Below are 16,382 nucleotides of genomic sequence, written 5' to 3' on the forward strand. Positions count from 1 at the left end.
GTCCGACTGCAAAAGTAAATCTTCACTTAGACAAAGTCTGAGAATTAAAGGTGAATCTTAAGTGATTTTATGAAAAAAACACCCGCCTTCCAAAAAAGATCAAATGAAAAACCGGGCGATATCGAGACACTTGAACTTGCAGATGTCATTGATTCTGCAGAAATCCAATCATTAATGGATGATTTTTATCGATTGACCAATATTGGTGTTGGCATCATTGATCTTAATGGAAATGTATTGGTCACCACCGGATGGCAGGAAATTTGTACTAAGTTCCATAGAGTTAATCCTCAAACCTGCAAACATTGCATAGAAAGCGACACGGAACTATCTAAAGGAGTGGCCTCTGGAACATTCAAATATTACCATTGTAAGAATAATATGTGGGACATTGCAACTCCCATCATAATTGAAGGAGTTCATCTAGGCAACCTTTTTCTGGGACAATTCTTCTTTGACGACGAAGAAATACCATATGACACATTCAGGCTTCAAGCACAGAAATATGGTTTCAATGAAGAAGAATACATCGTTGCACTTGAGAAAGTACCTCGCTGGAATAAAGAAACAGTCAATACAGTGATGTCATTCTATTCTAAATTGACACATCTGATATCAATAGTAAGTTATAGCAATATTGAACTTGCCAGAACCCTTGACGAGAGAGAAATAACCATTCAATTACTTAATCTTTTTAGCACACATAATGATTTGTCTGAACTTATTCACTCTGTGACCGAATTGCTAAATAAGTGGTCCGGCTGCGAAGCTGTTGGAATCAGGATAAGAGAAGGCGAGGATTACCCATATTACCAAACAATGGGCTTCTCTGAAAGTTTTGTGAATTCTGAAAATTCACTTTGTACAAAAGATATTAACGGACAGATAATCCGGGATGAACTTGGCAATCCTGTTCTTGAGTGCATGTGCGGAAATATTATTAACGGACGTTTTAACCCGATGATGCCATTCTTTACCGACAAAGGCAGTTTCTGGACAAATTCGACCACCGAACTACTAAAAAGTACGAACGAATCAGATAGAATGATACGTACACGTAACCGTTGCAATGGCGAAGGTTATGAGTCCGTTGCTTTGATCCCTCTTAGGACACATGGACAAAATCTTGGGCTTATACAGCTCAATGATTCCAGGAAAGGATTATTCACTGCAGAAAAAATAGCTTTTTTTGAACGTCTGGCAGACAATATCGCACTGGCACTGTCACAGTTACAGACAAATAGGAAGTTACAGGAAAGCGAGAACAGAATTAAAAGTATCTTCAAAGCAGCACCCATAGGCATAGGTGTCGTAACTGACCGCATAATCACAGACGTTAATACACTTGTATGTAAAATGTCAGGATATAGTGCTAAAGAGCTTATTGGGACCAGTTCCCGAATATTCTACCCAACTCAGGAAGAGTATGAGTATGTAGGGAAGGTGAAATACCGATTTATAAGTGAAAACGGCACCGGTACCGTGGAAACAAAATGGAAGAGGAAAGATGGTTCCATAATAGACATACTGTTATCTTCAACACCAATAGATACTTCTGACCTGTCAAAAAGTGTTACTTTCACTGCACTGGATATAACCGAACGTAAAAAAGCAGAAGAGGCTTTACTGTATTCAAAGGTCGTTTCAGATGATACGAACCGTATCAAGAGCGAATTCATGAAAAATGTATCCCATGAACTCAGGACACCTCTTACATCAGTAATCGGATTTTCAGATATTTTGCTGGAACAGGATTCTGAAGGATTAAGTGATGCACAAAAAAACTATGTTGGATATATCCACAACAGCGGACAAAATCTTCTGGGACTGATAAATAAAATACTGGATTTTTCGAAATATGAAATTGAAGATATGGATGCAATTGATCTTAAAAAAATATCATTGAACATACTAATTAACGAAATCATGATGTTGCTGTACCAAAAGTCCTCAAAAAAGAATATTAACATTTATTTAAAACAAGAAGGAGCATTCGAGACATTATACGCTGATGAAGACAAACTGACGCAGATAATACATAATCTTCTGGACAATGCTGTTAAGTTCACAAATGAGGGAGGTTCGATAACTATTGAGACGAGAAAACATGACCAAATGCTTCAGATCTCTGTAACTGATACAGGAATTGGAATTGAAAAAGATAATATAGAGAACATATTCAAACCCTTTGTCCAGATAGATGGTTCAATCGCCCGGAAATATGACGGTACAGGAATAGGTTTGGCACTGACTGAAAAATTGGTGAAGCTTCACAGTGGCAGCATATGGGTCGACAGTGAACCAGGCAAGGGAAGCAATTTCACATTTGAGATACCGATCAATCCAAAAGAAAATTAATGATCGATTCTCAATCAACTTCAATAATTTAGATTATTTTCACCCTGCTTACAACACTATTATTAACCAGACTGACAATATACATTTCTCTTAATTAAAGGACGGGAAAATAATGGATGATAAAAAACAGATATACTTAGCAGGGCCACTTTTTTCACAGGCAGAGAGGGATTTCAACATACTGCTAAGGGACAGGCTGGTGGAAATGGGGTTCGCTGTATTCCTTCCGCAGGAGGATGGGAACGACACGGAATTCAATCGCATGGAAGACAGGCAGAGAATTATTTTTGAAAATGATGTCCGTGGGATAGATGAATCTGACATCGTGCTGGCAGTACTTGATGGTGGCAGTGACGTAGACTCAGGAACTGCATGGGAAATGGGATATGCCTATGCAAAAGGGATGCCGGTACTTGGGCTAAAAACCGATTTCAGGACTTTCGGAGATGAAGGCATTATCAATCTCATGATGGGAATATCGGTTGATGCACTTGAGAGGGATGTTGAAGGAATTCTTAAAGTAATGGAAAATTATCTTTAAATTAAAAAAGAATTGAAAATTGATTCGAATCTTACTTACTTGAACACGCTTTATCGTTGAAATCTTTTTCAACGATCTCCCCATTAGGCTCTTTTTCAGAGAATATCTGCCCTTCAAAAGAATACACTTCTGCACCTGTCACCCAGGCATCATGTGGCAGACCTGCTTTCATGCATGTGTGATTCAGGAACTCGATCTCATCAAAGTCATTTTCCGGTGCCACTTGTGGCAAAAGCAAACCCTGCCTGTAACCGCTTTTGACTATGAGCCCATGTTTTCCTATCTTAATAGAAGACGGAAGGTCCTTTGGCGGGACATCGACAAGTTCAGGTCTGGTGAGAATGGTCACTTCAACGACAATGCTGCTCATTTCACTAACATGCACAGGGGGAAATCGAGGGTCTCGCAGAGCGGCAGAAAGGGCGGAATCCGTGATAGCATACCTGAGTGGAGAATCTGCATACGGATGACCGATACAACCTCGCAGGTCTCCATTTACCGTTAGGGTCACAAAGACTCCGCGAACCTCATTGAATATTTCAGGAAGCTGTATCTCAGAGCCATCGATCATCTCACCGGTCCTCAAATAGGTTTCAATAGCATCTCTGGCAAGCTGAACAGCTGCCTGACCTTCGGTATTTGCAAGTAATTTTACCCCTTCACCCATAATAAAGCTCCTTTCACTCTTCACAGGAACTTATTATCTTATCTGTTAAGTCTGTATCGTATGGCTGCGGTCTTCAGAGCTTCTATTCCCGCCAGAGCATCGCCTGCAAGGTAGTCAATACATGCGCCGCCACCTGTGCTTAAGTGCGAGAAATCATCCTCGTAACCAAGGTTCCTGATCTCTGCAGAAATGTGTCCGCCACCAGCAATAGAATACTCGGAATTTATTGCTGCCTTGATTATCTCATGTGTGCCTAGTGCAAACAGTTCAATCTCAGACAGACCGGCAGGACCGTTGAGAACAACGGTTTTTGCATTCTTAATTTCTTCGGAAAAAGCAACTATGGTCTCAAGACCAATATCATTTATTGGCAGGTTAACATTCGGCAGTTCACTCACGTTAGCCTCAACCCGTTTGCCATCATCATTAAAAGCAACATCTATTGGATAACCGATCTTACCATTGAACTTGTCCAGAACCTGCTTTGCCCTTGCTATCTGGTCCGTATACCCCTGTGACTCTATGAAATCCAGATTCACCTGGCCAATAGCAACACCTGCCGCTGCAAGCATAACATTGGCAACAACACCAGTAACAAGCACACGGTCAGCACCACCATTGGTAAGTACATTTTCCGCGACTTTCAAGGAATCATCAACCTTTGCTCCACCAAGCACAAAGATACATGGTCGTTCACCGCCTTTGATACCCCTGTCAAGAGAACTTATTTCATTCTCCATTACTCTGCCGGCACCTGTTGGTAAACTTTCAGTAAAACCCATTATCGAAAGATGGCTTCTGTGAGAAACTGCAAACGCATCATTTAGAAAAATATCAATGAGTGGAGAGAGTTTGCGCACCATGTGTGTGGTTGCGTGATCACTTGCAGGCCTTTGCATGCTTTCTTCAGAATAGAACCTTACATTCTCAAGTAAAATTACATCACCATTTTCCATGGAGGAAATAGATGACCTTGCGTATGTACCGAAGATATCATCAATATACTTTACTTCTTTTCCAAGATACTGGGACATGCGCATTGAATGGGGTTTCATGGTCGTGAAATCCATTTTCCCCGCTCTGCTCTGGTGAGCCAATAGCACGACTTTAGCATCTTCAAGATCTTTTATAGTAGGTATATGACTCTTTATCCTCATGTCATCGAGAATATGACCCTCGGTATCCATCGGAGTGTTCAGATCCACTCGCACAAGTATAGTTTTGCCGTCCACATCAAAATCATCAATAGTAAGATAGTCCCTGGTAGTCAAAATTCCATCACCGCGCTTAGTTTAACCTGAATGACCATTGATCAATATAGAATTATTAGTAAGGATATAAATGACATTTGTAATCTAATTTTTTGTCTAAATGAACTAATCTTATTATACCTTTTCCATTAGGAGCATGAAGCCAAAAACTAATATCCCTTGCTTCCAATTCCACAGTGTGATCATATGAAGATACTTGGAATATCAGGAAGCCCTAAAGCTGGCCAAAATAATGATACATTAATTAACAAAATGCTGGACATAGCAAGCAAGAGAGGTTTTGAAACAGATGCAGTATTCATATCCTCATCCAAAATTGCCCCCTGTACCGCATGCGGAGTCTGTGCTAAAGGTGAAAAATGCGTTATTGATGATGATATGCAGCCCGTTTATGACAAACTGGTCGAGGCTGATGCAATCGTAGTATCATCACCTGTTTACTTTGGAACAATGACAGCCCAGCTCAAAGCTCTTTGTGACAGGAGTGTCGTACACAGGAGACAGGGATTCAAGCTCAGCAACAAACTGGGTGCTGCCATGGCAATTGGCGGTTCAAGGAACGGCGGGCAGGAGAAGACCATCCAGACAATACATGAATGGATGCATATACACGGAATGATCGTTGTAGGCGATGGCGGACACTTTGGAGGTATACTCAAAAAGCCGGCTGCTGAGGATGAAGAAGGTATGAAGACCGCAGTTGACACTATCAACAAGGTCTGTGATGTTCTCGAAATGATGAAGAAATAGATCATCATTCATTTTTCTAGTATCTCTTTCAGGGTCTTAGCACCCTTTCTTTTTCAATCTTTTTTATACCCATACGATAAACCATATAAACAAATTGATATAATGATATTACAGGAATATTTTTTTCCGTCATGTGGGTGCTATCATGGGAGAAAACATAGATCAATCTCAAAAAAGTATAACCGGATTCAAACCACCGGAAGATTTTGCCAGAAATGCCATCGTCAACGACCCTGATATATACAGGAAAGCCGAAGAGGATCCGGAAAGTTTCTGGGAAGAGAATGCCAATGGTATTGAATGGTATCAGAAATGGGACAAAGTGCTGGAATGGGAGCCACCCCATTCAAAATGGTTCATCGGAGGCAAACTAAATGCATGCTACAACTGTCTTGACGTGAATCTGAAGCAGCGTGCTGATAAGACTGCCATAATATGGGAAGGTGAGAACGGAGATATCCGTAAATACACCTACAAGGAACTGCTGGAAGAGGTTTCGCGTTTTGCAAATGTCCTTAAAGATATGGGAATCAGAAAAGGAAATATTGTAACTATATATCTTCCTATGATACCTGAAGTTGTCATTGCCATGCTTGCATGTGCACGTATAGGAGCACCTCATAGTGTGGTCTTTGCCGCCTTCTCAGGAGAGTCACTAGCCACCAGAATAGGGAATGCAAATAGCAAGGTCCTCATAACCTGTGACGGATACTCACGCAGGGGAAAAACAGTTGAACAAAAGAACAAGGTTGATGATGGGATTCGCTCTTGTGGGCTTCTGGATAAGGTCATAGTGGTAAAACACAATGGAAATGACATCTCCATGAAAGAAGGAAGAGATATCTGGTGGCATGATGTCATGAAAGACTCCGATAGTTCATGCGACCCCGAGGTCATGGACTCAGAGGATATGCTATTTTTGATGTATACCAGCGGCACCACAGGCAAACCAAAAGGAATTGTGCACACAACTGGTGGCTACATGGTTGCAACCCATACTACCACAAAATTTGTTTTTGACCTTAAAGAAGAAGACATATACTGGTGTACCGCAGATTGCGGATGGATCACAGGACATTCCTATCTGGTCTACGGTCCCCTGTCAAATGGAACAACCCTTGTAATGTATGAAGGTGCTCCCGATTATCCTGATAAGGACAGGTACTGGAATATGATAGAGAGGCATAAGATAACAATCCTTTACACCGCACCTACAGCCATCAGAACGTTTATGAAATGGGGAGAATCCTGGCCGCAAATGCATGACATATCCACACTAAGACTCATCGGTTCTGTAGGGGAACCTATCAATCCGGGTGCATGGCTGTGGTATCACGAGAACATAGGAATGGGTAAATGTCCTGTACTCGATACCTGGTGGCAGACGGAGACCGGAATGATAATGATATCTTCCCTGCCGGGAATAACAACTACCAAACCTGGAAGTGCCACAATGCCTCTGCCCGGAATCAAGGCGGCAGTTTTGGATGAGAATGGCAATGAAGTACCTGCAGGCCAGAATGGCTATCTTGCAATTCTGAAACCCTGGCCCAGCATGGTCCGTACAGTCTTGGGAAATGAGGAACGTTTCATTGAGACTTATTGGAGCAAATGGGACAATAAAACCTACTTCGCAGGAGATGGTGCCAAAAGAGATGAGGATGGATATTTCTGGATAATAGGACGTGTAGATGACGTTATCAAAGTATCAGGCCATCGCATAGGAAGTGCCGAATTCGAAAGTATACTCGTATCACATCCTTCGGTTGCAGAAGCTGGTGTTGTAGGAAAGGAAGATGAACTTCGAGGTGAAGTGATATACTGTTACGTTACTCTCAAATCAGGCATAGAGGAAAGTGATGAGCTTAAAAAAGAACTCACAGCCTATGTTGCAAAGAACATCGGACCTTTTGCACGTCCCAAACAGATAATCTTCTCAGATGATCTTCCCAAAACAAGAAGCGGAAAGATTATGAGAAGAGTACTCAAAGCAATTGCAAATAAAAAGGACCCAGGAGATGTTACTACTCTACAGGACCCCGCTGTTGTGGAAACACTAAAAGAGAAAACAAAGATGCTGAAATAATCACAAAACAGAAGAACAGGAGATTTAAAAATCTCCTTCATCTTTTATATTACCTTTTAAGTTCAACGCCGATATTCTCTGCGATTGCAGGGATATCGAGATGATTTTCCAGCAGCTCGACCATTCTGTCGAGCTTTACCTTTTGTTTTATGTGAGCGTGACCCATCAGTTGCTCCATCCTCTCAATCGTAGTCATGGTATCACCGCGAACAAGAATCACGGGGATGTTCGCCTCTTCGGCACTTGCAAGGACAGCACCGCTCGGAAGCATGTTCCCTGTCAGCACCAGACATTTCACCCTTGTTTCGATGGCAGCCATCTGTATATCAGCCCTGTCACCACCGGTTATCACCGCACTGTTAGGAATTCTCCTGAAATACTTGATAGCAGAACCTGCTTCCATGGCTCCGACAAGATAGTGCTCCACAAGCTGGTCCAGTCTGTGTGGTGCCACAAGAACCTCAGCATGAAGGTCCTCAACTATCTCTGAGATAAAGACAGAACGCAGGGTGTCGTCTTCGTGAATGGTACCAAATACCTTTATGCCTCTTTTCTCAAGGAATGGAACCACAAGTTCAGACACTCTGTCTTCCATATTAGTGGGCACTTCATTAAGCACCAGGCCAGTGAGCATATTATCATCCCCGATGATGCGAAGATCACACAATATACGATCGATTGCATAGATGGAATCAAAACGTGTCACAAGAAGCATTTTGGTCTGGAGTTTGGAAGCTATCTCGGGATCAGAAAGACCATACATAGCCCCTCCGCCAATACCTCCCGTGCCTTCTACAAAAACAACATCCTTATCTTCCGAGATAATAGAATAGGCTTCCAGAAGCCTCTCATCAAGATCCTTTTTGACACCTGTAAGTGCATCATCTATCAAACTGTCTGTCAGGTGAATAGGAGTTATCAGTTTAGTAGGATCATCGAGTCCGAGCATTTCCTTAATGCTTTCAGCATCTTCATCCGTGAGAGAACCATGCACATCTATCAGGAGATTTCCCACTGGTTTCATGTATCCGACTGCGTAACCTTTGTCCCGGAATATCTTTCCCAGCCCCATACAGATGGAGCTTTTACCTGAAAATTTCTCTGAAGAACTAACCAATATCGATGCCATACTATCGTCTCCTTAAACTCTTAACTATCCAGGGTGAACCTTACATCCATTGCGACACAGCCTTCCCCATCCTGCATCACCATCAAAGGATTTATTTCGAACTCCAGGATCTCGGGGAAGTCCATCACAAGTTGCGAGATCTTCATAAGCGCGTCAATGATAGAATTGATATCTGCAGGTGTCTCACCCCTCACACCCGCAATCAAAGGATAGGTTTTGATTGACGACACCATGTGTTTTGCTTCATCTGCACTTATCGGTGCCACGGCAAATGAGACATCCTTCAGGAACTCCACATAGGTACCACCAAGCCCGAACATAAGAAGCGGACCAAACTGCGGATCCCTGTTCATGCCAATGATAACCTCTTTTCCACCGGAAAGCATTTTCTGAACCTGCACGCCCGCTATCCTTGCATCCGGCATATAACGATGGACATCCGACATCATGGAATTATAGGCACGTTCTACATCATCCGCATGCTTCAGGTTAAGACGTATACCTCCCACATCGGTCTTGTGAGATATGTCCGGCGAGACTATTTTCATGACAACGGGATAGCCAATCTCTTCTGCCGCGTTTATTGCTTCTGGAAGTGTTTTTGCAATCCTTGAATCCACAACCGGGATGTCATAGGCTTTGAGTATATCCATGGATTCAAGACCATGTGTCCTTCTTTTTTGCGACGCTGCACCATCTATGAACGAACGGGCAAATTTAGTGTCAAAATCCTGTATTTCCGGTTGATCTTGTTTACGATTTTTTATACTTTGATAATTACAGAGAGCATTCATACTCGCAACTGCTCTTTCAGAAGATGAATAATTTGGAATTCCGTAGCTGTTGAGAACTTCCTCACCTGCAGCTATGCGGTTACCACCTGCAAAATTACATAGAATCGGCTTCTTTGACTGTTTTATTTTCTCTGCTACCTTTTCAGCAATACCCGGTACATCCGTCATTGACTGCGGAGATAACAGGACAATTATACCATTGACATTGATATCTTCCAGAACAGAATCTAGCGCATGTACGTATAGATCAGCACTTGCATCTCCAAGTACATCTACCGGGTCATAGAAGTTAGCTGCCGGAGGTAATTTTTCCCGTAATTTCTCAACTGTGGCTTCTTCAAACGAAGCAATTGAAAGCCCCGAATTGTAACATGCATCCGCAGTGAGAATACCCAGACCGCCTGCATTTGTGATTATAGCAATATTCCTGCCCTCCGGTAATGGACAGACAGAAAAAGCACGGCTGTAATCAAGCATCTCTTCCAGCGAATCCGCACGTATGATACCAGCCTGCTTAAAAGCTGCATTGTAGGCTGCATCCGAGCCTGCCAGTGTACCTGTATGTGAGGACACTGCCCTGGAACCAACAGATGTTCTTCCTGACTTGACAATTATTATGGGTTTTGACTTGGATACACGCTGTGCAATTTTAATGAACTGCGGACCGTCCTTGACACCTTCAAGATAAGCTGCAATAACTGCTGTTGAAGGGTCATTTTCAAACAACTCTAAAAAATCATTCTCTGCAAGTACTGCCTTGTTACCAAGACTTATGAACTTTGAAAAACCAACCCCTATTCTCTCGGCCCAGTCAAGTGTTACAGTACATATTGCACCTGACTGAGACATCATTGCGATGTTTCCTTCATAAGCCATGTTGGCTGCAAAAGAAGCATTAAGACCTGAAGCAGTATCTATAATACCCAGGCAATTTGGACCGATCATTTTCATGCCATACTGGTCACAAAGAGATACGCACTCACGTTCAAAACGTGCACCTTCAACACCGGCTTCTTTAAAACCTGCAGAAATAACAATTATATTTTTGATTCCGGCCTTGCCACATTCACCAACAGAAGTTGGTACCATTCTTGCCGGAACAACAATCACCGCAAGATCTGCCTTTTGATCATCCGGAACATCCATAATATTATGATAACATGGGATCCCTAGTATCTCATCAACGTTGGGATTTATTGGTATGATCTTAAGATCACTATTCTGCATCAGGTTTTCAAGTACGGCTCTTCCTACCTTTCCTTTTGTTCTGGAAGCGCCTATTACAGCTACAATATTAGGATTGAACATTTTTTCCAGCATGATTTCTCCCTGAAAATTTCCCTTTTTATTAATACAGTTCAATAATAGATAAAACTAAGGGAAAATGGAAAAATAAGGAAAGTTCAACATTTTACAAATTTACTGTTTTTGCCTTTCCTTTATCTCAGCAATCGTCTTTTCATATATTGTCTTGTAATCTGCAGTCTTTATTTCAGTCAGTTTACCAGACAGAACTGCATAATCATTATGCATTGATTCTAAACTTAACTTATACTTTGTCCACTCTGCAGCATTTTTAATACCTGTCGAAAAAGAATACAAGGCTTCGTAATATCTGGAAAGTACCACTGATTCGTTCCTTGATCTGTAACCAATTACAGAACCAATTGCAAGAATTCCGATAATACCTATGAAGAATATACCAGTGTTCACCGGGCTCACAGGGTCATGTTCCAATGCTGTGTTCAATGCCTCTGACTCGGATCTTGCTTCTATTGAATTGAGGATTGATTCACTATCAGAACTATATTTGATATTGCCAGCAGTACTTTCCGGCACTGTGCTCATCAGAACCGGACCACTGCCTGTGCTTACAATAGAGAAAGGAGAGAATCCTGGCGTCTGGGCCTTGTAGTAATAATAATTTGCATCAGTTCCTATCCTTGATGTTTCGAGTTCTTCCCATGAGCCAGTAGAATACCTGTAAAACTTTATGGTTGAAGGATCTGCATTGTTATCAACGAGCCATTTTTTTGCAACCTTGAAACTTATCTCTGCCGATGACATATAGTCACCGGAATTGAACTTGGCATCCCCGACCCATATATTGATATGACGATAAACACTTCCTGGTGGATTACTGTTTACAAGACTAGATCGTTCCTTTAGTATCTCAATTATTGCCTTTACCTGGCCTGCTGCTTTTAGAGAACTGAATTTCACATACTCAAGATCATTTTCTACATTCGGGAATTCAAATACTATTTCTACCCCCTGTGTCACATATTTCATACCATAATCCTTGTATGCGACATTATCATAATCTTCTGCACCACTTGAAGAACCGCCACCTGAGCTACTGCTACTAGATGTTAAAAAGCTACTAAGATCATTACTGGAATCCCTATTTACATCATACACCTTTATGGATACAGCTTCTGAAATATCCAGTTCTCCATCACTAACCCAGAATTCTACAGAATATGTGCCTGACTGAGCATAGCTAGGTTTCCATATGAACTGTCTTGTAGAGGCATTAAATGATGCACCTGTTGGTAATCCACTAGCGGAATAGGTCAATGAATCATAATCCCCATCTGTCGCATTTACAAAAAACTTCAAAGTTACATTTTCATAAGCAGATAGCGGACCAATAGAATCAATTTCCGGTGGCATATTGGTCTCGTGTACTTTGACGTGAACTGTTGTAGCGTCTACCAATTCCCCGTCTGTGACATTGAAATCAATATAATGGTCACCGCTATCATAATAACCGGGAGTCCAAGCATATACGTTGCCTGTGATGGTGCCATTTACATTATCAGTTGAGAAAGATAGACTATCGCCATCCGGATCGGTTGCACTAAGATTTATGTTTAACCTCTGGGTTTCATTTGCAACATACATTGGAATAGAAACAAACACTGGTGCACGGTTGACATTTTCCACGTTAATAATCGCGGTCTCTACTGCTGTGTATATCTTGTCTGACACACTGAATTCCACAGTATAACTGCCAGCCTGCTCATATGTTGGAATCCAGGAAAACTGACCAGTGCTGCTTTCAAGATTTGCACCGATTGGAAGGTTGGAAGATGAATATGTCAGCGTATCATTATCAACATCAGAAGCATCCAGAATGAATGTCAGTATTTCGTTTTCTCTTGTATGTTGGGTTTCCATGTGCGCCAGTACCGGTGGAATATTAGTGTTACCAACTGCAATAGTCGCGGTTTTTGAATCTGAAAGCTGACCGTCGGACACTGTAAACAGAATGTCATGGAAATTACTGTCATTGATGCCAGGAGTCCAGGTGAAAATATTGTCTGTAAGGTTACCGTAACTCACATCCTTTGAGAATGTGAGTTCATCGCCATCGATGTCAATAGCTGTCAGGTTAATGGTTACCGTTTCAAGCTCATTGACCAGCCGGTCAGAGATAGAGTAAAGCACCGGTGCAGAGTTTGAATGTGTGACATTGATAAGCAATACTTTGCTAATCTCAAACTCAGCATCCTTCACAGTAAAAGTGACACTATAAACACCTTCATCTTCATAACCAGGAGTCCATGAAAAGATACCATCCTGCAAAGTACCAAAGGAAGGATCCATTGAATATTCAAGTGTATCATCGTCCGGATCAGAAGTATTCAAACTCAGGACCAATGTAGTATTTTCCGCTACGTGAACCTGATCTGGAATATCCATAACCGGTGGACGGTTGATATTATTAACAGTTATCGTTACTTCTTCAGTATCTTCTATTGTTCCATCTGAAACTACGAACTGAACCTTATAACTACCAGCCTGTTCGTATGTTGGAGTCCAGGTGAATATGCCGGTGGATTCGTCCATCTGTGCCCCTTCAGGTAAAGGTGTGGCTGAATAAGATAGAACATCGCCATCATCCTCTTCTGCACTCAAGGAAATGGATAAAGGTGAATTTTCATCAGTAGACTTGTCTCCTATAACAGCAAGTCTTGGTGGACGGTTGGTGTTACCAACTGTGATGGTGATAGTCTCAGAATCTGTAAGACCGTTTGAACTGGCAATGAAAGTTAAATCATAACTACCTCCATCGTCATAACTTGGAGTCCAGCTAAATTTGCCGGTACTTGGATCGAGAGTAGCAGAAGCTGGAGGAGAAGAAGAGGAATAGGAATAGGTTATACCATCACCATCGGGATCGGTGGCTGATACTGTGAAACTAAGAAGGTCATCTTCATTGACAGCCTTGTTACCAATAGAGGCCAATTCAGGAGCTCTGTCAACATCACCTACGGTTATGGTGATTGTCTCATAATCTTCAAGAACATTAGAAGTCGCAATGAAAGTGACTTCATAACTACCTTCATCTCCAAAACCAGGGGTCCAGCTAAAATCACCACTACTGGAACCAAAGTTAGCTCCGGAAGGCAAGCCTATAGAAGAGTAAGTTACCGTGTCACCATCGGGATCGGTGGCTGAGATAGTAAAACTAAGAAGCTCATTCTCGTTAACTGCCTTATTGCCTATTGAATCGAGTTCAGGTGCTCTGTCAACATCACCTACGGTTATGGTAATAGTCTCAGAATCTTCAAGACCATGGGATGTTGCAATGAAAGTTACATCATAGTTACCATCATCTCCAAAGCCAGGGATCCAGCTAAAATCACCACTACTGGAACCAAAGTTAGCTCCGGAAGGCAAGCCTATAGAAGAGTAAGTTATTGTATCACCATCGGGATCGGTGGCTGATACTGTGAAACTAAGAAGGTCATCTTCAACAACGGCCTTGTTACCAATAGAGGCCAATTCAGGAGCTCTGTCAACATCACCTACGGTTATGGTGATTGTCTCATAATCTTCAAGAACATTAGAAGTCGCAATGAAAGTGACTTCATAACTACCTTCATCTCCAAAACCAGGGATCCAGCTAAAATCACCACTACTGGAACCAAAGTTAGCTCCGGAAAAAATCACCACTACTCCAAAACAAAGTTCATTGTGGCTGATCACCTATAGAAGAGTAAGTTATTGTATCACCATCGGGATCGGTGGCTGATACTGTGAAACTAAGAAGGTCATCTTCAACAACGGCCTTGTTACCAATAGAGGCCAATTCAGGAGCTCTGTCAACATCACCTACGGTTATGGTGATTGTCTCATAATCTTCAAGAACATTAGAAGTCGCAATGAAAGTGACTTCATAACTACCTTCATCTCCAAAACCAGGGATCCAGCTAAAATCACCACTACTGGAACCAAAGTTAGCTCCGGAAGGCAAGCCTATAGAAGAGTAAGTTATTGTATCACCATCGGGATCGGTGGCTGATACTGTGAAACTAAGAAGGTCATCTTCAACAACGGCCTTGTTACCAATAGAGGCCAATTCAGGAGCTCTGTCAACATCACCTACGGTTATGGTGATTGTCTCATAATCTTCAAGAACATTAGAAGTCGCAATGAAAGTGACTTCATAACTACCTTCATCTCCAAAACCAGGGATCCAGCTAAAATCACCACTACTGGAACCAAAGTTAGCTCGGAAGGCAAGCCTATAGAAGAGTAAGTTATTGTATCACCATCGGGATCGGTGGCTGATACTGTGAAACTAAGAAGGTCATCTTCAACAACGGCCTTGTTACCAATAGAGGCCAATTCAGGAGCTCTGTCAACATCACCTACGGTTATGGTGATTGTCTCATAATCTTCAAGAACATTAGAAGTCGCAATGAAAGTGACTTCATAACTACCTTCATCTCCAAAACCAGGGATCAGCTAAAATCACCACTACTGGAACCAAAGTTAGCTGTATGATCCAGCTAAAATCACCACTACTGGAACCAAAGATTAAAAGCACCACTACTGGAACCAAAGGCAAGGCTATAGAAGAGTAAGTTATTGTATCACCATCGGGATCGGTGGCTGATACTGTGAAACTAAGAAGGTCATCTTCAACAACGGCCTTGTTACCAATAGAGGCCAATTCAGGTGGTTGATCTACAATTGCTTCGTTTACAGTAATACTGGTATGCGTGAAAGCCACTGCAAAACCATCTGACACTGAAAAGTTAGCATCATATACATTGGAATCTTCTTTTTTCGGTGTCCAGATAAAAGATCCTGTTGTGGGATTGAGATCATACCCAGCAGGTAAGCCTTCAACAGTATAATTTAGAACAGTATCGTCTGCATCATTTGCAGATACTGGAAAAGACAGTTCTGATTCAGAAGTGACGTTTTTATCATCGATATAATCGATCACCGGTGGATAATTGACTCTTACAGAGCTATTGAATACGAACTTTGCAGGATACGACATTGTATCATTTTCAATAGAAACATTCCTTAGTACAATATTATAGACACCGCTTGTGTTAGCCCTGAATAAAACATCAGCAATATGAGTTTGTTCTTCTGCCGTGATATCCACAGAGTCCAGGGTCATGTTTGCAAAACCTGTGGAATTGTTAAGATAATATGTCAGCTGCGATCCTGATAGTGTCTCATTTGCAACTACGTCATCAATGAGAAAAGAAGATTCATCAAAGATAATATCCATAGACAGCGAACGCATATTGCTTATATTGTCGACAAATAATGGTAATGAAAATGAAGTGGCTGGATTTACAACAGTGCTTCCAAGTGATACCGACTCGTTGGAATATGCACTGGCAGGCACAGGCAACACTACAATCAGCAAAACGATACATAATAAAAGAAAATATCTTTTTTTATCTTTTTCAACTCCCATCGGAAACATGCCCTACCCCCATAAAGCATTTTTAGAAGAAAGCAAAGCTG

12 protein-coding genes are annotated in these 16,382 nt (G+C 41.7%); 4 read left to right on the forward strand and 8 right to left on the reverse strand.

Annotation, left to right across the window (positions count from 1 at the left end):
* The first annotated feature begins 69 nt into the window (after positions 1 to 69).
* On the forward strand, positions 70 to 2,358 hold the full coding sequence (locus V7O67_RS14010; protein WP_342304261.1) for a PocR ligand-binding domain-containing protein: 2,289 nt from the start codon (positions 70 to 72) through the stop codon (positions 2,356 to 2,358).
* Between the two features lie 112 nt (positions 2,359 to 2,470).
* The gene (locus V7O67_RS14015) at positions 2,471 to 2,899 is read left to right on the forward strand and encodes a nucleoside 2-deoxyribosyltransferase (RefSeq protein ID WP_342304260.1); all 429 of its coding nucleotides are present in this window, start codon (positions 2,471 to 2,473) and stop codon (positions 2,897 to 2,899) included.
* Between the two features lie 31 nt (positions 2,900 to 2,930).
* Here V7O67_RS14015 and V7O67_RS14020 read toward each other — a convergent pair whose 3' ends face one another.
* Together V7O67_RS14020 and V7O67_RS14025 are read right to left on the reverse strand one after the other, a co-directional pair.
* Complete coding sequence (locus V7O67_RS14020) at positions 2,931 to 3,566, reverse strand: TIGR00296 family protein (RefSeq protein WP_342304259.1); 636 nt, start codon at positions 3,564 to 3,566, stop codon at positions 2,931 to 2,933.
* A 38-nt stretch (positions 3,567 to 3,604) separates the two neighbouring features.
* Positions 3,605 to 4,837 (reverse strand): phosphoglycerate kinase, encoded by a 1,233-nt coding sequence (locus V7O67_RS14025; protein ID WP_406670308.1) that lies wholly within the window; start codon positions 4,835 to 4,837, stop codon positions 3,605 to 3,607.
* 186 nt (positions 4,838 to 5,023) lie between these two features.
* On the opposite strand from V7O67_RS14025, the gene V7O67_RS14030 reads away from it, so the two are divergent.
* Together V7O67_RS14030 and acs are read left to right on the forward strand one after the other, a co-directional pair.
* Positions 5,024 to 5,587, forward strand: coding sequence for a flavodoxin family protein (locus tag V7O67_RS14030; protein WP_342304257.1), 564 nt, complete (start codon positions 5,024 to 5,026; stop codon positions 5,585 to 5,587).
* A gap of 145 nt (positions 5,588 to 5,732) precedes the next feature.
* On the forward strand, positions 5,733 to 7,673 hold the full coding sequence (acs, locus tag V7O67_RS14035; RefSeq protein WP_342304256.1) for an acetate--CoA ligase: 1,941 nt from the start codon (positions 5,733 to 5,735) through the stop codon (positions 7,671 to 7,673).
* A gap of 49 nt (positions 7,674 to 7,722) precedes the next feature.
* Here the strand turns inward: acs and V7O67_RS14040 are convergent, their stop codons facing one another.
* From V7O67_RS14040 to V7O67_RS14065, 6 genes are all read right to left on the reverse strand, one after another.
* Positions 7,723 to 8,802, reverse strand: a complete 1,080-nt coding sequence (locus V7O67_RS14040) for a phosphotransacetylase family protein (RefSeq protein WP_406670311.1) — start codon at positions 8,800 to 8,802, stop codon at positions 7,723 to 7,725.
* A gap of 20 nt (positions 8,803 to 8,822) precedes the next feature.
* Positions 8,823 to 10,916, reverse strand: a complete 2,094-nt coding sequence (locus tag V7O67_RS14045) for an acetate--CoA ligase family protein (RefSeq protein WP_406670313.1) — start codon at positions 10,914 to 10,916, stop codon at positions 8,823 to 8,825.
* A 99-nt stretch (positions 10,917 to 11,015) separates the two neighbouring features.
* The gene (locus tag V7O67_RS14050; RefSeq protein WP_406670315.1) at positions 11,016 to 14,558 is read right to left on the reverse strand and encodes a putative Ig domain-containing protein; all 3,543 of its coding nucleotides are present in this window, start codon (positions 14,556 to 14,558) and stop codon (positions 11,016 to 11,018) included.
* 19 nt (positions 14,559 to 14,577) lie between these two features.
* Positions 14,578 to 14,967: a putative Ig domain-containing protein gene (locus V7O67_RS14055; RefSeq protein ID WP_406670316.1), complete on the reverse strand. Its 390-nt coding sequence runs from the start codon at positions 14,965 to 14,967 to the stop codon at positions 14,578 to 14,580.
* 29 nt (positions 14,968 to 14,996) lie between these two features.
* Positions 14,997 to 15,356, reverse strand: a complete 360-nt coding sequence (locus V7O67_RS14060; RefSeq protein ID WP_406671490.1) for a putative Ig domain-containing protein — start codon at positions 15,354 to 15,356, stop codon at positions 14,997 to 14,999.
* On the reverse strand, positions 15,334 to 16,341 hold the full coding sequence (locus V7O67_RS14065; protein ID WP_406670317.1) for a putative Ig domain-containing protein: 1,008 nt from the start codon (positions 16,339 to 16,341) through the stop codon (positions 15,334 to 15,336). The genes V7O67_RS14060 and V7O67_RS14065 overlap by 23 nt, the downstream gene beginning before the upstream one ends.
* Positions 16,342 to 16,382 lie beyond the last annotated feature (41 nt).

It is taken from the genome of Methanolobus sp. ZRKC4 (assembly GCF_045291305.1).
GTDB lineage: Archaea > Halobacteriota > Methanosarcinia > Methanosarcinales > Methanosarcinaceae > Methanolobus.

Bases quoted from the DNA above. Each gene is read 5' to 3' on its own strand.
- V7O67_RS14065 (WP_406670317.1), bottom strand. From the start codon at position 16,341: ATGTTTCCGATGGGAGTTGAAAAAGATAAAAAAAGATATTTTCTTTTA.
- V7O67_RS14045 (WP_406670313.1), bottom strand. From the start codon at position 10,916: ATGCTGGAAAAAATGTTCAATCCTAATATTGTAGCTGTAATAGGCGCT.
- acs (WP_342304256.1), top strand. From the start codon at position 5,733: ATGGGAGAAAACATAGATCAATCTCAAAAAAGTATAACCGGATTCAAA.
- V7O67_RS14010 (WP_342304261.1), top strand. From the start codon at position 70: ATGAAAAAAACACCCGCCTTCCAAAAAAGATCAAATGAAAAACCGGGC.
- V7O67_RS14040 (WP_406670311.1), bottom strand. From the start codon at position 8,802: ATGGCATCGATATTGGTTAGTTCTTCAGAGAAATTTTCAGGTAAAAGC.
- V7O67_RS14020 (WP_342304259.1), bottom strand. From the start codon at position 3,566: ATGGGTGAAGGGGTAAAATTACTTGCAAATACCGAAGGTCAGGCAGCT.
- V7O67_RS14030 (WP_342304257.1), top strand. From the start codon at position 5,024: ATGAAGATACTTGGAATATCAGGAAGCCCTAAAGCTGGCCAAAATAAT.
- V7O67_RS14015 (WP_342304260.1), top strand. From the start codon at position 2,471: ATGGATGATAAAAAACAGATATACTTAGCAGGGCCACTTTTTTCACAG.